Consider the following 19,496-nt stretch of genomic DNA (forward strand, 5'->3'; position numbering starts at 1 on the left):
TCAACACCAACCTTAAAACCAATATTGAAATATAAATTCAGTTTTAAATCCAATTAAAGATAACTAAACTAGTATTCTTCTATTTAATACTACTTTCCGGCTGAGATTGCCGACAAAAACAACAGAGTATATGATCGTTAACCATACCTACTGCTTGCATAAATGCATAACAGGTGGTAGTACCAACAAATTTAAACCCTTTTTTCTTTAACGCCTTAGCCATATCATCTGAAATTTCAGTAAAAGCAGGAACCTGTGAAATAGTCTGCCACTGGTTATCAATGGGTTTTCCATCAACAAATTGCCAAATAAATTCACTGAAATCTTCACCCTGAGCTTCCATCGCTAAAAAGGCACGCGCATTATTGATAATGGCGTTAATTTTGCCACGATGACGAATAATAGACGGATCTTGTAGTAGTGTTTCCACATCTTTTTCAGTCATTAGTGCTATTTTTTCAGGACGAAAATCAAAAAAGCAACGACGAAATCCCGCTCTTTTCTTTAATACGGTATACCACGACAAACCTGCCTGTTGTCCTTCAAGGCAGATCATCTCAAAAAGTTTGTATTTATCTCGCTGTGGTTTTCCCCATTCATTATCATGGTATGCGAGATATTCAGGATCTTGAGTTACCCAATCACAACGTTGTTTATTCATTTGCTACATTCCTTGTTCTTTATAGGTGTTATTCATACAATTGATATCGCTCTTTATATACTGTATAAAAACACATGTAAATAGACTAAGAAAAAATCATTCTGGCTATTTGAGCATAGTCATAACAACGATTAAGGCACTATTTTTTTGATCAAGAGAAAATTGCCCGTATTCCTTGCTGTATATCTTTCGTCTAGAAGGTATACTGAAACCTTTCTTTTTATTCTATGTATCGCCATGCGGATATAACATGCAAAAGTTTGATACCAAAACCTTTCAGGGGCTGATCCTGACATTACAGGATTATTGGGCTCGTCAGGGCTGTACCATTGTTCAACCATTAGATATGGAAGTAGGAGCAGGTACCTCACACCCAATGACCTGTTTACGAGCATTAGGTCCAGAGCCTATTGCAGCGGCTTATGTTCAACCATCACGCCGTCCAACTGACGGACGTTACGGTGAAAACCCTAACCGTCTACAGCACTATTACCAATTCCAAGTTATCATCAAGCCATCACCGGATAACATCCAAGAGCTTTATCTTGGCTCTTTAAGAGAATTAGGATTAGATCCTACTATCCATGATATTCGTTTTGTTGAAGATAACTGGGAAAACCCAACATTAGGTGCTTGGGGATTAGGCTGGGAAGTTTGGCTCAACGGCATGGAAGTGACGCAATTTACCTATTTCCAACAAGTCGGCGGATTAGAGTGTAAACCCGTCACTGGCGAAATTACTTACGGTTTAGAGCGTCTGGCAATGTACATTCAAGGCGTTGATAGCGTTTATGACTTAGTTTGGTGTGATGGCCCATTAGGTAAAACCACTTACGGCGATATTTATCACCAAAATGAAGTAGAACAATCAACTTATAACTTTGAATATGCAGATGTTGACTTCTTATTCTCTTGTTTCGAACAATATGAAAAAGAAGCTCGTGAGTTGTTAGAGTTAGAAAAACCTCTGCCTTTACCTGCTTACGAACGTATCTTAAAAGCAGGTCACACTTTTAACTTATTGGATGCACGTAAAGCGATTTCTGTTACAGAGCGTCAACGCTATATTTTACGTATCCGTACTTTAACCAAAGCCGCCGCTGAAGCTTATTATGCTTCCCGTGAGGCGCTTGGTTTCCCTATGTGTAAAAAGTAAGAGGCTATTATGACAACTGAGACTTTCCTTGTGGAAATCGGCACAGAAGAGTTACCGCCGAAAGCGCTTCGTTCTTTAGCCGAATCTTTTGCGACCCATTTTACGGCTGAACTGGATAACGCCAATATTACTCATGGTGATGTATCTTGGTTTGCCGCTCCTCGTCGTTTAGCCATCAAAGTGGCGAATATGGCGAAATCTCAAGCAGATAGGATCGTTGAAAAACGAGGCCCTGCTATAGCGCAAGCATTTGATGCTGAAGGTAAGCCAACTAAAGCCGCAGAAGGTTGGGCTAGAGGTAACGGCATCACTGTTGATCAAGCTGAACGTTTATCAACGGATAAAGGTGAGTGGCTCTTTTATCGTGCTGAAGTTAAAGGCGAAGCCGTTAACCAACTACTGGCTGGTATGGTAAGCAATGCACTAGCAAAACTGCCTATCCCTAAATTAATGCGTTGGGGTGATAAAGAAACGCATTTTGTGCGTCCAGTGCATACTGTTACTTTATTATTGGGTGATACCCTCATTGACGGTGAAATCTTAGGTGTACAAAGCGATCGTATTATTCGTGGCCACCGTTTTATGGGTGAAGCTGAATTTACTATCGATAATGCAGACCAGTACCCTGAAATCCTTTATGAACGTGGTAAGGTCATTGCCGATTACGAAAACCGTAAATCCATCATTCTTCATGATGCACGTCTTGCGGCTGAAAAACTAGGTGGTGTCGCTGATTTAAGTGACAGCCTAGTTGAAGAAGTCACTTCATTAGTTGAATGGCCTGTGGTGTTAACGGCAAAATTTGAGGAAAAATTCCTTGAAGTTCCGGCTGAAGCACTGGTTTACACCATGAAAGGCGATCAGAAATATTTTCCTGTTTACGATAAACAAGGTGCGCTATTACCTCACTTTATTTTCGTTTCTAACATTGAATCCTCTGATCCTCAACAGATAATCAGTGGTAACGAAAAAGTGGTTCGCCCTCGTTTAGCGGATGCGGAATTCTTCTTTAAAACTGACCGAAAACAGCGTTTAGAAGATAACTTACCACGCCTTGAAACTGTTCTTTTCCAAAAAGATTTAGGCTCTCTACGCGACAAAACAGACCGTATTCAAGCTCTCGCCGGTTTTATTGCTGAGAAAATGGGTGCTGATGTCAATAAAGCAACACGTGCTGGTTTATTATCAAAATGTGACTTAATGACCAATATGGTGTTTGAATTCACCGATACCCAAGGGGTTATGGGGATGCATTATGCTCGCCATGATGGTGAAGATGAAGAAGTTGCTGTCGCATTAAAAGAGCAATATCAACCACGTTTTGCAGGTGATGCACTACCATCTAACCCAGTAGCAAGTGCTGTCGCTATAGCTGAAAAAATGGATACGCTGGCGGGTATCTTTGGTATTGGTCAACACCCTAAAGGGGATAAAGATCCTTTCGCTTTACGTCGTGCTGCCCTTGGTGTGCTACGTATTATTGTTGAACAAGATTTACCATTAGATATTGAAGAATTAACCCAAGAAGCGGCTCGCTTATATGGTGACAAACTGACGAACAAAAATGTCGTCAGTGATGTCGTAGAGTTTATGCTAGGTCGTTTCCGTGCTTGGTATCAAGAGCTGGGTTATAGTATTGATACTATTCAAGCGGTATTAGCGCGTCGTCCAACACAACCTGCTGACTTTAACGCTCGTGTAAAAGCCGTTACTTACTTCCGAACCTTAGAAGAAGCAGCTGCATTAGCCGAAGCCAATAAACGTGTTTCTAATATCTTAGCAAAATCAGCAGATGTTAAGCTCAACGATAAAGTATTAGCCTCGGTGCTAAAAGCGCCTGAAGAAGTTCAGCTAGCGGCTAATCTTTCTGTGCTACAAGATAAGCTAGCCCCTCTATTTGCTGAACGTAAATACCAAGAAGCATTAGTTGAACTCGCCTCTTTACGTGATGTTGTGAATAACTTCTTTGATAAAGTGATGGTAATGGATAAAGACGAAGAAATTCGTATCAACCGTTTAACCATGCTACATGAATTACGCGAGTTGTTCTTAAAAGTCGCTGATATTTCTGTTTTACAATAAGTTATAAAACTTAGTCATACAACAACATAAAACCGGCATTGCGAAAGCAGTGCCGGTTTTTTTACTTAAAATTAAAATCAAAATAAAATAGATAAAATGATTGCACTAGGCCTTTTAACAGAGGTTAAATATGACTGATAAAATGAAAGAAATGCTAAAATTTGCACAAGAAATGGAAGATGCAGGAGTCACTGATGGCAGTACAACTAAACGTATTGCCGCCAGAATAAAAGCGAAAGAATTACAAGCTAAGTATAAACATCCTACCCCTATGACAGGTGAAGATATAAAAAGGATCCGTGAGCAAAATAATATCTCTCAATCTTCCCTTGCTTTGATATTGAATATGACTAAAGAAAGCGTTTCTAAGTGGGAAAGAAACGAAATTAAGCCCAATGGTGCAGCACTACGACTTCTGCATTTAATAGATAAAAAAATATTATTCATCTAGTTTCCTCAAAAGAATAAAAACCGGCATTGCGAAAGCAGTGCCAGTTTTTTATTGGTGATTAATCAATTTATTATAAATAGTATGATGAGTAAGTTCGATGATCCTGATAGACTCATTATCAATAATATTAACAATAATATGTAATAAATTTTCAATATCTTCTGCGTGAAAAGATTCTATTTCCGTTTCTATCTCAATAGGAAAGCCATTTATTTTACTAAAGCTATAACCAAATAGTATAAAACCACCCTCTTTACTTAAATCAGCATTATTAATATAAACAAGGCGCTCACTATTTATAAAATGAATATTACTTTTATTATTATCTTCAAATGATACCTTAACTTTATTATTGGTGATCACTTCTAGCTTTTTGACCACTGCACTGATTTTATCTTCTATCTTACTTCGTAGATCAATAATAAAAGATGCTCTATTGAGTGAAGCTTTTATTTTTTCGAATATCTTATGTTCATCATTCATGGAAGATCCTACAAAATATGGGGTAATGATCAAATTTCTTAAAAAAGATATCATCAAGGCAGTGATTATCATCATTTAGGACGCGATAAAAATCAAGCTGTTCAAGATCTAATTTAAAACAATCTTCTTTTCCATATAAAAATGATGAAGAAAAAATCATTTGATCAAACACATACCAACGATTAATAGATGCGGAATTATAATAATATGTACCTAAATTATTAGTCTTCTTATCAGATAAGAGATACCAAAATGGGTTAAATAATAGTTTTCTTTTCTTTTTTATTAAATGATAATCTCTTGTCGCATACAATATATTAAGCATCGCATTAGAATAAGGCTCTGTATTATAATCCCCCATACAAATAAACTGAACATCATCTCCATTATTTTCAAAGAGTTTATTAATACTACTTCTTAATCCTGCAGCTGCCACTTCTCGAGTTGTATCATTAGCACTTAATATTGATGGCCAATGTGATAAAAAAAGGGTGATTATTTTTTGATGTTCGATTTCTTTAAATACAACAGCAACGCCTACCCTTACCATTCTATTATCAGGCTGGAGTTTAGTTAAAAACTTACTTGAAATAAACTCTAGTTTATTCATTTGATATATTAATGATATATCAATAATAATTCGTCCTATTTTACCTGAGAGATCGATATAACCCATTTTTAATTGAGTCGCCAACTGCTTAAAAGCGTAGCTCTCGTTTTCAGAAACCTCACTCAACGCAATGATATCAAGCGTTTTTTTAATGATAAGTTCTTCAAGATATTTTTTCGCTAAGCCAACTTTTTCAGTCTTGACGTTCTGTTTTGATTTTGTCGGTGGAGATATTCCTATATTCCACCAGCATAAATTTAATTCCATTGTTATATTTTATATCCATTAAAATATATTTGATTTTTAATCACTAATAACTATTATTAAAACAATAAGTTAACTTTAACATGACAATTAGCTTTATAAAAACCAATAAAATGAATCAAGACAAATAAATATTTTAATTTTTATTTAAATAATATGTATATTAATAATAATAGAAAAGGTAACATCAAAATCAGTTACCTTTCACAATAAAAAACGTTATAACCCACTTTCTACCGTAAATATTTGCCGATAACCATCAATATCACGCATAAAAGCAATATACTGATCATTAGGTGAAAATACGACTGCGTCACCACTTGGTGCTTGTGCTGTTTTATCAGTTAATCGCGTTAATTCACCTGTTTTAGCATTACATAACATCACGCTATTATCACAAATAAAGGTGAGATATTCTCCGCTATGGCTCCAAGTGAATGCAGATTGAATATCCCATTGCTGTGAAGTGACCTGTCTAATCGCTTTGGTGGTTGGCGAAACGGTATATAGCTGGACAACACCATTATCATCTTTCATCAGAAAAGCAACCGCATCTCCTTGCGGTGAACTTCTTAACCAATGACGAGGTTGATTTAAAACACCGGGATATTTTCTATGGTGGGTATTCGTCAAGCGAACTTGTTCAATCCCTTGTGCAGGAGCTGGCATCGTCGTCTCTGTTCCTGCCAGAGGTTTATCACCTTCTAGGCTGAAAGCATGATCATCATCTGGCAAATCAACTAAGAAGATATCAGCGACCTTCTCACCACTTTCACTGACCGTATCACCAATAAAAGCAATAGCCCAGCGCTGTTGTGAGCCATCAGCTTTGGTATAACCTTGTTTACCTATCCAACACTCTTCATAGGCTTTATTAATTTCATCACTGCCCTTTTGTGGATAAGCGACTGTTTGGCTTATTAGGGTACAGAAATATTCACCGTCATACTCACGGGGGTGCTTTTTCGCAACTTTAACGGCTTTGAGTGGCACTGCGATTGCAACATTACGTTGATCGAACTCGCGCCCTAACTCATGCATTATGTGATCATTATAAGTAAAGCTTAAACGTGTACCATCAGGGCTAAACACATGCACATGGGTTCCACCACGTAACGCGCCAGCTTGATAAGGCGATGTCAGGGAACAAGCATCAATATTAACTGCACCAAGATCTTCCTGCTCATTAACAATCACACCGCGACGGTGATGAAAATCATAATGCCATAAATCATCGGGATTTTCTGGGCCATGAATAAAAGCATAACGTACCGGTGCCACAGGGCTGATTGTGGCAACCCCAACATGAGCGCCTTGAGTGGCGGTGTAAATTATCTGTTGCTGTTTTGTTTTCGCATGAATTTTTTCTATGGTTAATCCTGTAAAAGATCCACCATTGGGACGTACATCATAAACTAACCACTGGCTATCTGGTGTCCAAACATTTATATTGGTTAACTGATGATGACGACTATCAAATGTAATCTGTTGTTCCTGAAAAGACATAGTTATCCTTATCGGGAAATAAATTTCCACATTATAAAAACTAATTGATTTTACCTGGCACTAAAAAAACTCAGTCGAGACTTTTTCGCAAGGTGATTACTCTACCCTCACTAAACAGTCAAAAAATTAAAAAATCATGTTACTTAGTGTTCTTTATATTATTGGTATTACCGCAGAAGCCATGACAGGGGCACTTGCCGCTGGTCGCCGTAAAATGGATGTTTTTGGCGTTATCATCATCGCATCAGCCACTGCTATTGGTGGTGGTTCAGTAAGAGATATTCTTCTTGGTCACTACCCTTTAGGTTGGGTCAAACACCCTGAGTATATTGTCACAGTAGCTTGTGCCGCGGTGATCACTATTTGGGTCGCCCCCATGATGAAACACCTACGACGCTTATTTCTCATTTTAGACTCCATCGGATTGATGGTTTTTTCTATTATCGGTGCCCAAATTGCACTCGATATGGAATATGGTCCTATTATTGCTGCCATTGCAGCCGTGATCACCGGCGCTTTTGGTGGCGTTTTACGTGATATGCTGTGTAATACCATCCCCCTCGTCTTCCAAAAAGAGATCTATGCGGGTGTCGCATTTGGCGCCGCTTGGCTCTACATGGGATTACTGTTTTACACACCACTCCCTAAAGATGTCGTGATTATTATTACGCTTGTTGCCGGACTCACGGCTCGGCTACTCGCTATCCGCTATAAGCTTGGCTTACCCGTATTTAATTATGAAAATCAAGATTAGCGAAACGGAGTAATAACAACAGCAATTATTGTAGATTCTGTGGGGTATCTCAAAGTATCATCTCTTTTCTCGATGATGATAAAAGGCAATTCCTATCACTGAGACGTTATTTGTATGTTAATATTGGGCTTACTCAATTTTTCTCTTATTTCAAAACAAAAAAATAGCTGAATTAAGAAAAAAATAGCCCTGTATTAAACAAGGGCACTGTATGTGCTTCGTGGTATGTGTATACTATAGGGGGATTTGCTCCCTAGACATACATTTATATTAATTCTCCAGTCAAATTCAGAAAGTCATCATGATCCAAGGAACACTTTATATTGTTTCCGCTCCAAGCGGTGCGGGTAAATCAAGTCTTATTCAGGCTTTATTAAAAACACAGCCTTTATATGACACACAGGTTTCTGTCTCTCATACTACCCGCCCAATGAGACCAGGAGAAAACCATGGTGAGCATTACTTCTTTGTCACTGAAGAAGAATTTAAAAGTATGATAGCAAGTGGAGATTTTATCGAACACGCTTGTGTGTTTGGTAACTATTACGGTACATCGGGTAAAGTTATCAAACAGATCTTAGCCAGTGGCGTTGATGTCTTTTTAGATATCGATTGGCAAGGTGCGCAGCAGGTACGTAAAAAGATGCCTGAAGCTCGCAGTATTTTTATTCTGCCACCGTCTAAAGAAGAGCTTTACCGCCGACTTCGCGGGCGTGGGCAAGATAGTGAAGAAGTGATTGCTAAACGTATGTCACAAGCTGTGTCTGAAATGGAACATTTTAATGAGTATGACTATTTGCTCATCAATGATGATTTCAATACTGCGCTTGCTGATTTACAATCAATCATTCGCTCAGAAAAATTACGCCTTGATCGTCAAACACTACGACATGGTGATTTAATCAGCAAATTATTGGCAGACTGAGATAAGTTTCAGTATTATGCCCAGTCATTTCGTTAATGGTGGAGTAACACAAATATGGCACGCGTAACCGTTCAAGACGCTGTAGAGAAAATTGGTAACCGTTTTGACCTCGTTCTGGTCGCAGCACGTCGTGCGCGCCAGTTACAAGTTGGCGCTAAAGATCCTTTAGTACCAGAAGAAAATGATAAAATGACGGTTATCGCACTACGCGAAATCGAAGAAGGTTTGATTAACGGTAAAATTCTTGATGCTCGTGAACGTCAAGAGCAGCAAGAGCAAGAAGCCGCAGAATTACAAGCGGTTTCAGCGATTGCGGAAGGTCGTCGTTAATCGTCTCATAAAATAGGGGTAGGTCTGCCTTGTACCTGTTTGAAAGCCTGAATCAAATCGTTCAAAAATACTTGCCACCTGAGCAAGTTGAACAACTCAAAAAAGCCTTTATCGTCGCCAGAGATGCCCACGAGGGACAGACTCGTTCAAGTGGTGAGCCTTATATTACTCACCCTGTGGCGGTTGCCTGTATTCTTGCCGATATGCGATTAGATCATCAAACGCTAATGGCGGCATTGTTGCATGATGTCATTGAAGATACACCTGCGACATTTAAAGATATCGAAACTCTGTTTGGCAGTACGGTGGCAGATCTGGTTGAAGGCGTCTCAAAACTGGATAAATTAAAGTTTCGAGATAAAAAAGAGGCTCAGGCTGAAAACTTTCGCAAAATGATCATGGCGATGGTAAAAGACATTCGCGTTATTTTGATCAAATTGGCAGACCGAACTCACAATATGCGCACGCTGGGGTCACTACGCCCAGATAAACGTCGCCGTATTGCACGCGAAACGCTGGAAATTTATAGTCCTCTTGCTCACCGTTTAGGTATACACCATATTAAAACTGAGCTAGAAGAATTAGGCTTTGAGGCTCTGCATCCTAATCGCTACCGCGTGATTAAAGAAGTTGTTAAGGCAGCTCGTGGTAACCGTAAAGAGATGATTAATAAAATCCTCTCTGAAATTGAAGGGCGCCTTACAGAAGCGAGTATTCAATGCAAAGTTAACGGTCGCGAAAAACACCTTTATTCCATTTATCGTAAAATGTTGCTAAAAGAACAACGTTTTCACTCGATTATGGATATTTATGCCTTTCGCGTCATCGTTAAAGATGTCGATACCTGCTATCGCGTGTTAGGCCAAATGCATAGCCTTTATAAACCTCGCCCTGGCCGTGTTAAAGACTATATTGCTATCCCCAAAGCTAATGGCTATCAATCCCTTCACACTTCGCTCATTGGTCCTCATGGTGTCCCTGTTGAAGTACAAATTCGCACCGAAGATATGGATCAAATGGCTGAAATGGGCGTTGCGGCCCATTGGGCTTATAAAGAGCAAGGTGAGCAGCCGGGGACAACAGCCCAAGTCAGAGCACAACGTTGGATGCAAAGTTTACTTGAATTGCAACAAAGTGCAGGTAGCTCTTTTGAATTTATCGAAAACGTGAAATCAGACCTTTTTCCTGATGAAATTTACGTTTTCACCCCAGAAGGTCGCATTGTTGAATTACCAACGGGTGCGACTCCGGTTGATTTTGCTTACGCCGTTCATACTGATATTGGTCATGCTTGTGTCGGTGCAAGGGTTGATAGACAACCTTATCCACTCTCACAGTCTTTACGTACCGGACAGACCGTTGAAATCATTACTGCGCCGGGTGCAAGACCGAATGCGGCTTGGTTAAACTTTGTCGTCAGTTCAAGAGCTCGTTCAAAGATAAGACAGTTGCTCAAAAATCTAAAACGTGAAGACTCTATTAATTTAGGTCGTCGTCTACTTAATCACGCTTTAGGCCATCATAAAGTGGCAGATATTCCGCTAGAAAATATTGAACGAGAGTTGAAGCGCATGAAGCTTCACTCAATGGATGATATTATGGCTGAGATAGGTTTAGGTAATGCGATGAGTGTTGTCGTAGCGCGTAACTTATTGATTGACAACCAACAACAAGAAGAACACACACATCTAAGCATAACCAATGACGAAACACCTAAATTACCTATTAAAGGGGCTGATGGTGTACTTATCTCATTTGCTAAATGTTGTCGTCCTATTCCTGGTGATCCTATTGTTGCGCACATTAGCCCTGGTAAAGGCTTAGTTATTCACCACGAATCTTGTCGTAATATTCGCGGTTATCAAAAAGAGCCAGAAAAATTCATGCCAGTTGAGTGGGATAAAGATATTGATGGTGATTTTATTACCGAAATCAAAGTCGATATGATAAACCATCAAGGTGCATTAGCGAATTTAACCGCAGCAATTAATGACGCTAATTCAAGCATTCAGAGCATGAATACCGAAGAGAAAGATGGACGCGTCTATTGTGCATTTATTCGACTGACAGCCAAAGATCGCATCCAATTAGCCAATATTATGCGTAAACTTCGTATCATGCCTGATGTATTACGTGTCAGCCGTAATAAAAACTAATTATGAATCCAACACGCTATGCCCGCATCTGCCAAATGATGGCGATGCGGCAACCTGATCTCACTGTTTGCCTTGAAGAAGTGCATAAATCTCATAATGTTGCTGCTGTAATACGCACTGCGGACGCGGTGGGGATCCCTAAAATCCATGCTATCTGGCCTGAAGAAAAAATGCGTATGCTGGTTTCTCCCGCAGCGGGCAGTAATAGCTGGGTAAATGTTAACACTCATCCAACCATTGCCGACGCCATCAACACTTTTCGTGCACAGGGCATGCAAGTTCTTGCGACCCATCTCTCAGATAAAGCGGTTGATTTTCGTGAGATTGATTACACACAACCAACCTGTATTATTATGGGGCAAGAAAAAACCGGTATATCACCAGAAGCTATCGCGCTGGCCGATCAAGATATCATTGTACCGATGATGGGTATGGTGCAATCTTTGAATGTTTCTGTGGCGAGTGCATTAATTTTATATGAAGCACAACGCCAACGTCAGGCGGCGGGCATGTATAATCGAACCGAAAGTGCATTAACTGCAGAAGAGCAACAAATTTTACTCTTTGAAGGTGGCTATCCAGTACTTGCTGAAGTTTCTCGTCGTAAAGGACTGCCTCGCCCTTATATTAATGATCGTGGTGAAATTGAAGCACCGGACTCATGGTGGGCAGAAATGCAAATGACACAAAAACAACTTAGGAAATTTAAACTGACGGAGTAACTTTCCCATGAAAGGAAAACTGCTTGATGCAATCCCCTTAACCACTCTTCACGGCGTAGGTGCAAGTCAGGCAGATAAACTGGCCAAAATAGGGTTAGTCACTGTGGAAGACTTATTGCTTCATCTTCCTTTACGCTATGAAGATCAAACCCATCTGTATGCCATCAGCGATCTACTTCCTGGTATTCCAGCCACTGTTTCCGGTGAAATCTTAAGAACTGAAGTAAATTTTGGTCGTCGAAAAATGATGACCTGCCAAATTTCTGATGGTTCAGGTATTTTAACCTTACGCTTCTTTAACTTCACGGCAGCCATGAAAAATAATCTTGCTCAGGGTAAGCAAGTTATCGCTTATGGTGAAATAAAACGAGGAAGTCGAGGCCCTGAAATTATTCACCCCGAATACAAAATTAAAGTGGCTGGCTCAGAAGTTAAGTTACAAGAAACGCTTACCCCTATTTATTCAACAACAGAAGGCTTACGCCAGACATCGTTGCGTAAATTAATAGAACAAGCCTTAACCTTACTTGATACTTGTGCCATTAATGAACTGCTTCCTGATCAATTTATTTATGGTTTACCGCCACTCGCTACCGCGTTACGAACCTTACATAATCCTCCCCCTGATATTGCGTTTGCTGAACTTGAAAAGGGGCAACATCCTGCACAAAAACGGCTGATTATTGAAGAATTATTGGCGCATAACTTAGGTATGCTTAATGCTCGGGCAGGAGCACAATCTTATCGTGCAGAACCCTTATTAATGCCACATGGCTCAACATTACGTGAACAATTTCTTGCAACATTGCCCTTTACACCCACCACAGCACAACAGCGCGTCGTCAATGAAATAGAGCAAGATCTAGAAAAAAATTATCCTATGATGCGCCTAATTCAAGGGGATGTTGGCTCAGGTAAAACCTTAGTTGCTGCACTAAGTGCATTAAGAGCGATAGCCAATGGTAAACAAGTGGCTTTAATGGCGCCCACTGAGTTACTAGCGGAGCAACATGCCCTCACCTTTAGAAAATGGTTTGAGCCTTTTGGTATTCAAGTGGGGTGGTTGGCTGGCAAACAAAAAGGTAAAGCGCGAGAAGCACAACAAAATGCAATAGCTAATGGCGAGGTTTCCATCATTATTGGCACTCACGCCATTTTTCAAGAGCAAGTTAAGTTTCACTCTCTCGCATTAGTCATTATTGATGAACAACATCGCTTTGGGGTACATCAACGCCTTGCGTTATGGAAAAAAGGCGAAGAGCAAGGCTTTCATCCACACCAATTGGTGATGACCGCAACCCCCATTCCTCGAACACTGGCGATGACCGCTTACGCGGATATGGATACCTCCATTATCGATGAGCTACCTCCTGGTAGAACCCCAGTAACGACAGTGGCTATCCCTGACACTCGGCGAAATGACATCATTGAACGTATCAGGGTGGCTTGTAGCGAAGAAAATCGCCAAGCCTATTGGGTTTGTACGTTAATTGAAGACTCCGAAGTCCTTGAAGCACAAGCAGCACAAGTTATTTATGATGAGCTGACAATTGCCTTACCGGAAATCAAGATTGGATTGGTTCATGGTCGAATGAAGCCGGCAGAAAAACAGGCGGTGATGACCGACTTTAAAGAAAACAAACTACAGCTTTTGGTCGCAACGACCGTGATAGAAGTCGGAGTAGATGTACCTAATGCCAGTTTAATGATCATTGATAACCCTGAACGATTAGGTCTTGCACAATTACATCAGCTACGAGGGCGTGTTGGTCGAGGTGCTGTGGCTTCCCATTGTGTCTTATTATATAAAACGCCGTTAACTCAAACTGCTCGTTTACGTTTACAAGTGCTCAGAGACAGTAATGATGGCTTTGTTATTGCACAAAAAGATCTCGAGATAAGAGGACCAGGTGAACTATTAGGAACTAAGCAGACGGGCAATGCACAATTTAAAGTCGCAGACTTATTACGCGATCAGGCGCTTATTCCAGAAGTACAACGTATTGCTCGTTATTTACATCAACATTATCCTAAGCATTCGCAAGCGTTAATCGAACGCTGGCTACCTGCAAAGACCCAATATAGCCAAGCTTAAACGACACCGTTTAAATGGCTTAGAGCGCACTTGAGGGCTTAATACTGTAATAAAAAACGGCACAGACTTATCTGTGCCGTTCTCATTCGAACTAGATGAACACTGTCATCACCCTGCTATAGGCGTAAAGAATGGTAGCATCAGATACAATTTGATCACTATCGCATTCACTATATCAATAAAGAATGCACCGACCATCGGAACTACTAAGAATGCAAGATGAGAAGGACCAAAACGATCTGTCACAGCTTGCATATTAGCGATAGCCGTTGGCGTAGCGCCTAAACCGAAGCCACAGTGACCCGCTGCCAAAATTGCCGCATCATAATTTTTACCCATAACACGGAAAGTGACAAAAATTGCATACAATGCCATTACTGCCGCTTGAACACCGAGAATAACCAACATAGGTATTGCCAGTGATGCCAGCTCCCATAATTTTAAGCTCATCAGCGCCATCGCTAAAAATAACGATAAGCTAACGTTACCTAAAACAGAAACGGCTCTATCAAATACACGATAAAAACCGAGCATTGATAGACTATTACTTAAAATAACGCCAATGAACAGTACACACACAAAGGTAGGTAATGAGAAAGCCGTACCTTCTAGTAACTGAGATAAGAAAGTCCCTGCCATTAAACAGATAGAGATCATCGCAATGGTTTCCAATAACACCATTGAAGTGATCATTCTCCCCGTAGCGGGTTTCTCAAAGGCTGTAGGCATTTCATGATCATCACTGCCTGCGCCAGGGGTTGGAATGTTACGAATTAAATAACGCGCAACAGGGCCACCAATTAATCCACCTAACACTAAACCAAAGGTTGCACAAGCCATAGCCACTTCAGAGGCACTCATAAAGCCGTAGCTTTCAACGAATGTTTTCCCCCAAGCGGCACCCGTTCCATGACCACCTGATAAGGTAATAGAACCGGCTAATAATCCCATAAGAGGATCAAGGCCTAGCATTTCTGCTAATGCAATACCTACTGTGTTTTGAACTAAAAGTAATCCAACGACCACAAACACAAAAATAAACAGCGCTTTTCCTCCCGCTTTTAAGCTGGCAAGGTTCGCGTTTAAACCAATTGTTGCAAAAAAAGCGAGCATCAGTGGATCTTTTAAGGAGAGATCAAAGCTAATTTCCCAGTCCATAAATGATTTTAATGCAAGTAAAAGAGCTGCAACAAGTAACCCACCTGCAACGGGTTCTGGGATCGTATACCGTTCTAAAAAAGGAACAGATTTCACTAACTTACGTCCGAGTAAAAGAACCAAAGTGGCCGCGACTAGCGTGCCATAAACATCGAGATGATACATTTATGTACCCCGTCTTATTTGTTAATTTTGTATAAAAAAACTACGACGCTAAGTTCATCCATGAACAACGCCAAAAGCAGGTATACCCCGATTAGAAAAAAAAACGACGATAAACACAAGTTAAAACATATAAAAATGTGAGCGCCTCTTATGCATTTTGATAACATCAATTTTACGCAAACGATTGCTTTTGTGGCGCAGATCATTAAAATACGCTTTTTGCCAGATAAGAAATTCACATCATGGTTACTTCAGAAAATCGTAATTTGTCACAAAGTAGTCAGATTTCGCCCCAAAAAACGAGTGAGCTTCTATTCGCTTTAGAAGAAAAGCCCCCATTACCACAAACACTATTTGCGGCTTGTCAGCATCTATTAGCCATGTTTGTCGCCGTAATAACCCCTGCTATCTTAATTTGCCAAGCATTAGGATTACCTACACATGACACTCAACGCATTATCAGCATGTCATTATTCGCCTCAGGTATTGCATCACTGATCCAAATTCGAGCTTGGGGTCCCGTAGGTTCAGGTTTATTATCAATTCAAGGCACCAGTTTTAATTTTGTGGCTCCTCTGATTATGGGGGGATTGGCATTAAAAAATGGTGGCGCGGATATTCCAACAATGATGGCGGCTCTATTTGGCACTTTAATGGTTGCTTCACTTACCGAAGTGCTATTATCGCGTTTTTTACATTTAGCTCGCCGGATTATCACACCATTGGTATCAGGAATTGTGGTGATGATTATCGGCCTTTCTTTAATTCAAGTTGGGCTTACTTCTATTGGTGGTGGTTACGCCGCTATTGAAAGTAACACCTTTGGCTCACCTAAAAACCTTTTATTAGCGGGTTCGGTATTAGTGGTTATTATTTTACTTAACCGTCAAAGAAACCCTTATTTACGTGTCGCTTCTTTAGTGATTGCTATGGCTGTCGGTTATATTTTGGCATGGTGGCTAGATATGCTACCTACACCGCCTGAACAACAAGAAACACCGATTATCACCGTACCAGAACCTTTCTATTATGGCCTCTCATTTGATTGGCATTTACTTATCCCACTAATGCTGGTGTTTATGATCACCTCATTAGAAACCATTGGTGATATTACTGCCACCTCAGATGTTTCAGAACAACCCGTCAGTGGGCCACTTTATATGAAACGCATTAAAGGGGGCGTATTAGCAAATGGATTGAACTCTATGGTTTCTGCGTTTTTTAATACCTTTCCAAACTCCTGTTTTGGGCAAAATAACGGCGTTATTCAATTAACAGGTGTGGCAAGTCGCTATGTGGGCTATGTCGTAGCAGCCATGTTGATTATTTTAGGGTTATTTCCCTCTGTGGCAGAATTTGTACAACGAATTCCTGAACCTGTACTAGGGGGGGCAACGCTTGTTATGTTTGGTACTATCGCTGCATCTGGGGTGCGTATCGTCTCTAAAGAGGCACTAAATCGTCGTGCTATTATGATCCTCGCCATCTCTTTGGCCGTAGGACTTGGGGTATCACAGCAACCTCAAATATTACAGTTTGCACCAGATTGGCTAAAAACATTACTGTCATCCGGTATTGCTGCAGGCGGTCTAACCGCTATTATTTTAAACCTGATTTTTCCACCCGAAAAATAATAGCTGAAACACAATCCGGCGCTATTTCACTCTTTGCTCGGAATAGCGCATTTAATAAATTGATTAATAACATTATTTAATTATTACTTAAGGCAATAAAATTATTATTTACTTTTAGGCAAGAATATCGGCTAGATAAAAGAGAATGTCATAATTACTCTTTTATTGATGAATACTTGAGCAAAAGTCAATTTTCAGGCATAACTGTATGATGTTTTGATGGAGTATAAAACAGGAGAAAGGTTATGCGCTGGCTGATAAAAAGTTTGGTATCTCTGATACTTATCGTTATTTTATTTATTATTGTGATTTATGCCTTTCTTCAAACACAATGGGGTGCGCAAAAAACCAGTGAATGGTTAACACAGTATAGTGATTATGACATTCGCTTTTCCGGTATTGAACATGATTTAACTCAACCAGAACAAATTGTTGTTTATGATCTGTCCATTAACCCCAAACAAGATAAAACCGCCGTATTAGCCCAATCAGCACAACTTAGATTTAACTGGCAATTTTTTACTATGCCGTCCCATCTGCAAAAAATTACTTTAGAGAATGGTAAAATTATTTTAGCTAATAAAATAGCTCCCCTTCCTGTTAGTGCAGATATTCTCCAGTTTAAAAATATGCAGTTAGATAGCATGCCAACATCTAGCACAACATTCACCTTTAGCGCTAACAAAATAACGGGAGGTATCACACCTTGGAAACCTACCTCGACCGATCCTATTGGTGCGGGGCATTTTCAGTTTTCCATTGCTGATGGCATGATAGGAAAAAATAGCTTTAATAATTTTATTGTTGCTGGCGAATATCAACCAAATCGTATTTTGATTGAAAAATTAGCCACCCAGTTCCTTAATGGCTCACTCTCTTTATCAGGCCAATATCAAGATAACCAATGGCAACTTAATGATGTTTACTTAACCGGACTGCGTTGGCAATCCACAAAAACCTTAGAAGAGTTACAACAATCATTAAGTCAATCTCCTGCAATGACTATCAAGCAATTGAACATTGTTGATTTTACTGCCGAAGGGAAACAGTGGGCAATAAGTGGATTTGCTGGGCAGTTTTCTCAAGTTGCGTGGAATAATGGCCTATCACTGACATCCGGTGAGCTAAACACCGATGATATTGTGTATAAAAATCAACATGTCACTGATGTGATCGCTAAGTTAAATCAGCAAGATAATTTATTTAACATAGATAATTTAAGCTTACGCTATGAAAAAGGGCTAATAAAACTAGCAGGACAATGGAACAGCGAGACAAAGACTTTAAATATTGAAGATGCAACACTCTCAGGTATTTTATATACCCTACCTGAGCAATGGCTCTCCTTCTTTGCTAAACCTATTGAGCAAGATGTGAAGAGTATCAATATTAAGCAGTTATCATTAAACCAATCTATCCTCATTGATATTAATCCCCTCTTTCCTTTTCAATTTACCGGCCTAACAGGCCAACTGAAAAATTTAATCATCGCCAAAGATGGGCAATGGGGATTATGGCAAGGCACCGCGACGTTAAGTGCTGATAGTGGTACATTAAATGGCGTAGAGCTTCGCCGCCCTGACCTAACATTAATGACACAACAAGATACTGCCATTATTCCACAGTTTTCTGCTTTCGTAGATAAAGGCATCGTGCGTGGCTCTGCTGCATTAGAACAAAACAATAACCAAAGACTATTTTCTCTTATCGTCAATGGGCTGAATGTGCCCCTCTCTTTGCCTAATAATATGGGTTGGAAATTATCGCAACCTACCGATGAAACAGGACAATTTACCTTAAAACTGAAAGGTAACTTAGCCGCTGACGCTGTTATACCGACCTTAAATGGTACATTAATAGGTAAAAAAGATGACCAAACGCCTATCGATGACAGGATGCAAGACGGCGAGATAATAAATAATTTATCCTTTTAATGGTTTAGCAGGCGCATAGATTGCGCCTGCTGCAAAAAGCGTTACAATGCAGACTCTTTCTATTTTCTTATTGCGGAGTTTTCATGTCTGATGACAATTTTTCCCTGCCAACAATCACTCTTGATGAATTTCAGCAAGCACCCTTAACCGCACTTGAAAATAGTAGTAGTGTCGAAGTGTGTGATAATAACCAAACTCCGTTATTTTATTGCCTATCAAAACAGGATTATGACACGCTAATGGGGCGTATTATGGATGCAGAATTAGCCGCCATTGTACTTGAACGTCGCCAAAAGAAACTCGATGAACTGGATTTAGAGTGATTGATTGCACTAAGGAATAAAGCGGGATAAGCGCTAATTTCTCCCGCTATAGGCGCTTATTTAACTCAGAATGATAAAAGAAACAAA

The 19,496-nt window shown here is 39.9% G+C and carries 17 protein-coding genes; 12 read left to right on the forward strand and 5 right to left on the reverse strand.

The genetic code is table 11. From position 1 onward, the window contains the following. Positions 1-79: 79 nt before the first annotated feature. Positions 80-661: a DNA-3-methyladenine glycosylase I gene (locus tag AACV01_RS16845; RefSeq protein ID WP_004246833.1), complete on the reverse strand. Its 582-nt coding sequence runs from the start codon at positions 659-661 to the stop codon at positions 80-82. 250 nt (positions 662-911) lie between these two features. Here AACV01_RS16845 and glyQ point away from each other — a divergent pair, with 250 nt between their 5' ends. The 3 genes from glyQ to AACV01_RS16860 all read left to right on the forward strand — a co-directional run bounded on the left by glyQ (position 912) and on the right by AACV01_RS16860 (position 4,350). Beyond that, positions 912-1,817, forward strand: coding sequence for a glycine--tRNA ligase subunit alpha (gene glyQ / locus AACV01_RS16850; RefSeq protein ID WP_161682198.1), 906 nt, complete (start codon positions 912-914; stop codon positions 1,815-1,817). A 9-nt stretch (positions 1,818-1,826) separates the two neighbouring features. Further along, entirely contained in the window at positions 1,827-3,899 is a 2,073-nt protein-coding gene (glyS, locus tag AACV01_RS16855; RefSeq protein WP_041701373.1) for a glycine--tRNA ligase subunit beta, read from the forward strand. Between the two features lie 130 nt (positions 3,900-4,029). Further along, positions 4,030-4,350 (forward strand): helix-turn-helix domain-containing protein, encoded by a 321-nt coding sequence (locus tag AACV01_RS16860; protein WP_004246828.1) that lies wholly within the window; start codon positions 4,030-4,032, stop codon positions 4,348-4,350. Between the two features lie 48 nt (positions 4,351-4,398). On the opposite strand, the gene AACV01_RS16865 is transcribed toward AACV01_RS16860, so the two are convergent. From AACV01_RS16865 to AACV01_RS16875, 3 genes are all read right to left on the reverse strand, one after another. Beyond that, the gene (locus tag AACV01_RS16865) at positions 4,399-4,833 is read right to left on the reverse strand and encodes a hypothetical protein (protein WP_004246827.1); all 435 of its coding nucleotides are present in this window, start codon (positions 4,831-4,833) and stop codon (positions 4,399-4,401) included. Further along, a complete protein-coding gene (locus tag AACV01_RS16870) occupies positions 4,826-5,710 on the reverse strand; it encodes an endonuclease/exonuclease/phosphatase family protein (protein WP_012368526.1) in 885 nt (294 codons plus the stop codon). The genes AACV01_RS16865 and AACV01_RS16870 overlap by 8 nt, the downstream gene beginning before the upstream one ends. 216 nt (positions 5,711-5,926) lie before the next feature. Further along, on the reverse strand, positions 5,927-7,213 hold the full coding sequence (locus AACV01_RS16875; RefSeq protein WP_161682200.1) for a DUF3748 domain-containing protein: 1,287 nt from the start codon (positions 7,211-7,213) through the stop codon (positions 5,927-5,929). Positions 7,214-7,349: 136 nt separating this feature from the next. Here AACV01_RS16875 and AACV01_RS16880 point away from each other — a divergent pair, with 136 nt between their 5' ends. The 6 genes from AACV01_RS16880 (at position 7,350) to recG (ending at position 14,195) form a co-directional block, all read left to right on the forward strand. Beyond that, complete coding sequence (locus tag AACV01_RS16880) at positions 7,350-7,967, forward strand: trimeric intracellular cation channel family protein (protein WP_004246822.1); 618 nt, start codon at positions 7,350-7,352, stop codon at positions 7,965-7,967. A 301-nt stretch (positions 7,968-8,268) separates the two neighbouring features. Beyond that, positions 8,269-8,892, forward strand: a complete 624-nt coding sequence (gene gmk / locus AACV01_RS16885) for a guanylate kinase (RefSeq protein ID WP_004246821.1) — start codon at positions 8,269-8,271, stop codon at positions 8,890-8,892. Positions 8,893-8,946: 54 nt separating this feature from the next. Then, entirely contained in the window at positions 8,947-9,222 is a 276-nt protein-coding gene (rpoZ, locus tag AACV01_RS16890) for a DNA-directed RNA polymerase subunit omega (protein ID WP_004246820.1), read from the forward strand. Positions 9,223-9,251: 29 nt separating this feature from the next. Next, positions 9,252-11,378, forward strand: coding sequence for a bifunctional GTP diphosphokinase/guanosine-3',5'-bis pyrophosphate 3'-pyrophosphohydrolase (gene spoT / locus AACV01_RS16895; RefSeq protein WP_004246819.1), 2,127 nt, complete (start codon positions 9,252-9,254; stop codon positions 11,376-11,378). Positions 11,379-11,380: 2 nt separating this feature from the next. Further along, a complete protein-coding gene (gene trmH, locus AACV01_RS16900; RefSeq protein ID WP_004246818.1) occupies positions 11,381-12,100 on the forward strand; it encodes a tRNA (guanosine(18)-2'-O)-methyltransferase TrmH in 720 nt (239 codons plus the stop codon). A 7-nt stretch (positions 12,101-12,107) separates the two neighbouring features. Further along, positions 12,108-14,195 carry an ATP-dependent DNA helicase RecG gene (recG, locus tag AACV01_RS16905; protein ID WP_020946394.1) on the forward strand — a complete coding sequence of 696 codons (2,088 nt, stop codon included), beginning with the start codon at positions 12,108-12,110 and terminating at the stop codon, positions 14,193-14,195. A 108-nt stretch (positions 14,196-14,303) separates the two neighbouring features. On the opposite strand, the gene gltS is transcribed toward recG, so the two are convergent. After that, positions 14,304-15,518, reverse strand: a complete 1,215-nt coding sequence (gene gltS, locus AACV01_RS16910; RefSeq protein ID WP_004246816.1) for a sodium/glutamate symporter — start codon at positions 15,516-15,518, stop codon at positions 14,304-14,306. Positions 15,519-15,760: 242 nt separating this feature from the next. On the opposite strand from gltS, the gene AACV01_RS16915 reads away from it, so the two are divergent. The 3 genes from AACV01_RS16915 to AACV01_RS16925 all read left to right on the forward strand — a co-directional run bounded on the left by AACV01_RS16915 (position 15,761) and on the right by AACV01_RS16925 (position 19,409). Then, positions 15,761-17,152 carry a uracil-xanthine permease family protein gene (locus AACV01_RS16915; RefSeq protein WP_020946395.1) on the forward strand — a complete coding sequence of 464 codons (1,392 nt, stop codon included), beginning with the start codon at positions 15,761-15,763 and terminating at the stop codon, positions 17,150-17,152. A gap of 245 nt (positions 17,153-17,397) precedes the next feature. Continuing rightward, the gene (locus tag AACV01_RS16920) at positions 17,398-19,086 is read left to right on the forward strand and encodes an AsmA family protein (RefSeq protein ID WP_161682202.1); all 1,689 of its coding nucleotides are present in this window, start codon (positions 17,398-17,400) and stop codon (positions 19,084-19,086) included. Positions 19,087-19,169: 83 nt separating this feature from the next. Continuing rightward, positions 19,170-19,409: a hypothetical protein gene (locus AACV01_RS16925; protein ID WP_004246813.1), complete on the forward strand. Its 240-nt coding sequence runs from the start codon at positions 19,170-19,172 to the stop codon at positions 19,407-19,409. Positions 19,410-19,496: the final 87 nt, after the last annotated feature.

The sequence above is a fragment of the Proteus sp. G2609 genome (assembly GCF_963896135.1).
Lineage (GTDB): Bacteria > Pseudomonadota > Gammaproteobacteria > Enterobacterales > Enterobacteriaceae > Proteus > Proteus mirabilis.

What these genes read in the sequence shown, in the direction of transcription:
- AACV01_RS16845 (WP_004246833.1), bottom strand. Translation starts at nt 661, where the DNA reads ATGAATAAACAACGTTGTGATTGGGTAACTCAAGATCCTGAATATCTC.
- glyQ (WP_161682198.1), top strand. Translation starts at nt 912, where the DNA reads ATGCAAAAGTTTGATACCAAAACCTTTCAGGGGCTGATCCTGACATTA.
- glyS (WP_041701373.1), top strand. Translation starts at nt 1,827, where the DNA reads ATGACAACTGAGACTTTCCTTGTGGAAATCGGCACAGAAGAGTTACCG.
- AACV01_RS16860 (WP_004246828.1), top strand. Translation starts at nt 4,030, where the DNA reads ATGACTGATAAAATGAAAGAAATGCTAAAATTTGCACAAGAAATGGAA.
- AACV01_RS16865 (WP_004246827.1), bottom strand. Translation starts at nt 4,833, where the DNA reads ATGAATGATGAACATAAGATATTCGAAAAAATAAAAGCTTCACTCAAT.
- AACV01_RS16870 (WP_012368526.1), bottom strand. Translation starts at nt 5,710, where the DNA reads ATGGAATTAAATTTATGCTGGTGGAATATAGGAATATCTCCACCGACA.
- AACV01_RS16875 (WP_161682200.1), bottom strand. Translation starts at nt 7,213, where the DNA reads ATGTCTTTTCAGGAACAACAGATTACATTTGATAGTCGTCATCATCAG.
- AACV01_RS16880 (WP_004246822.1), top strand. Translation starts at nt 7,350, where the DNA reads ATGTTACTTAGTGTTCTTTATATTATTGGTATTACCGCAGAAGCCATG.
- gmk (WP_004246821.1), top strand. Translation starts at nt 8,269, where the DNA reads ATGATCCAAGGAACACTTTATATTGTTTCCGCTCCAAGCGGTGCGGGT.
- rpoZ (WP_004246820.1), top strand. Translation starts at nt 8,947, where the DNA reads ATGGCACGCGTAACCGTTCAAGACGCTGTAGAGAAAATTGGTAACCGT.
- trmH (WP_004246818.1), top strand. Translation starts at nt 11,381, where the DNA reads ATGAATCCAACACGCTATGCCCGCATCTGCCAAATGATGGCGATGCGG.
- recG (WP_020946394.1), top strand. Translation starts at nt 12,108, where the DNA reads ATGAAAGGAAAACTGCTTGATGCAATCCCCTTAACCACTCTTCACGGC.
- gltS (WP_004246816.1), bottom strand. Translation starts at nt 15,518, where the DNA reads ATGTATCATCTCGATGTTTATGGCACGCTAGTCGCGGCCACTTTGGTT.
- AACV01_RS16915 (WP_020946395.1), top strand. Translation starts at nt 15,761, where the DNA reads ATGGTTACTTCAGAAAATCGTAATTTGTCACAAAGTAGTCAGATTTCG.
- AACV01_RS16920 (WP_161682202.1), top strand. Translation starts at nt 17,398, where the DNA reads ATGCGCTGGCTGATAAAAAGTTTGGTATCTCTGATACTTATCGTTATT.
- AACV01_RS16925 (WP_004246813.1), top strand. Translation starts at nt 19,170, where the DNA reads ATGTCTGATGACAATTTTTCCCTGCCAACAATCACTCTTGATGAATTT.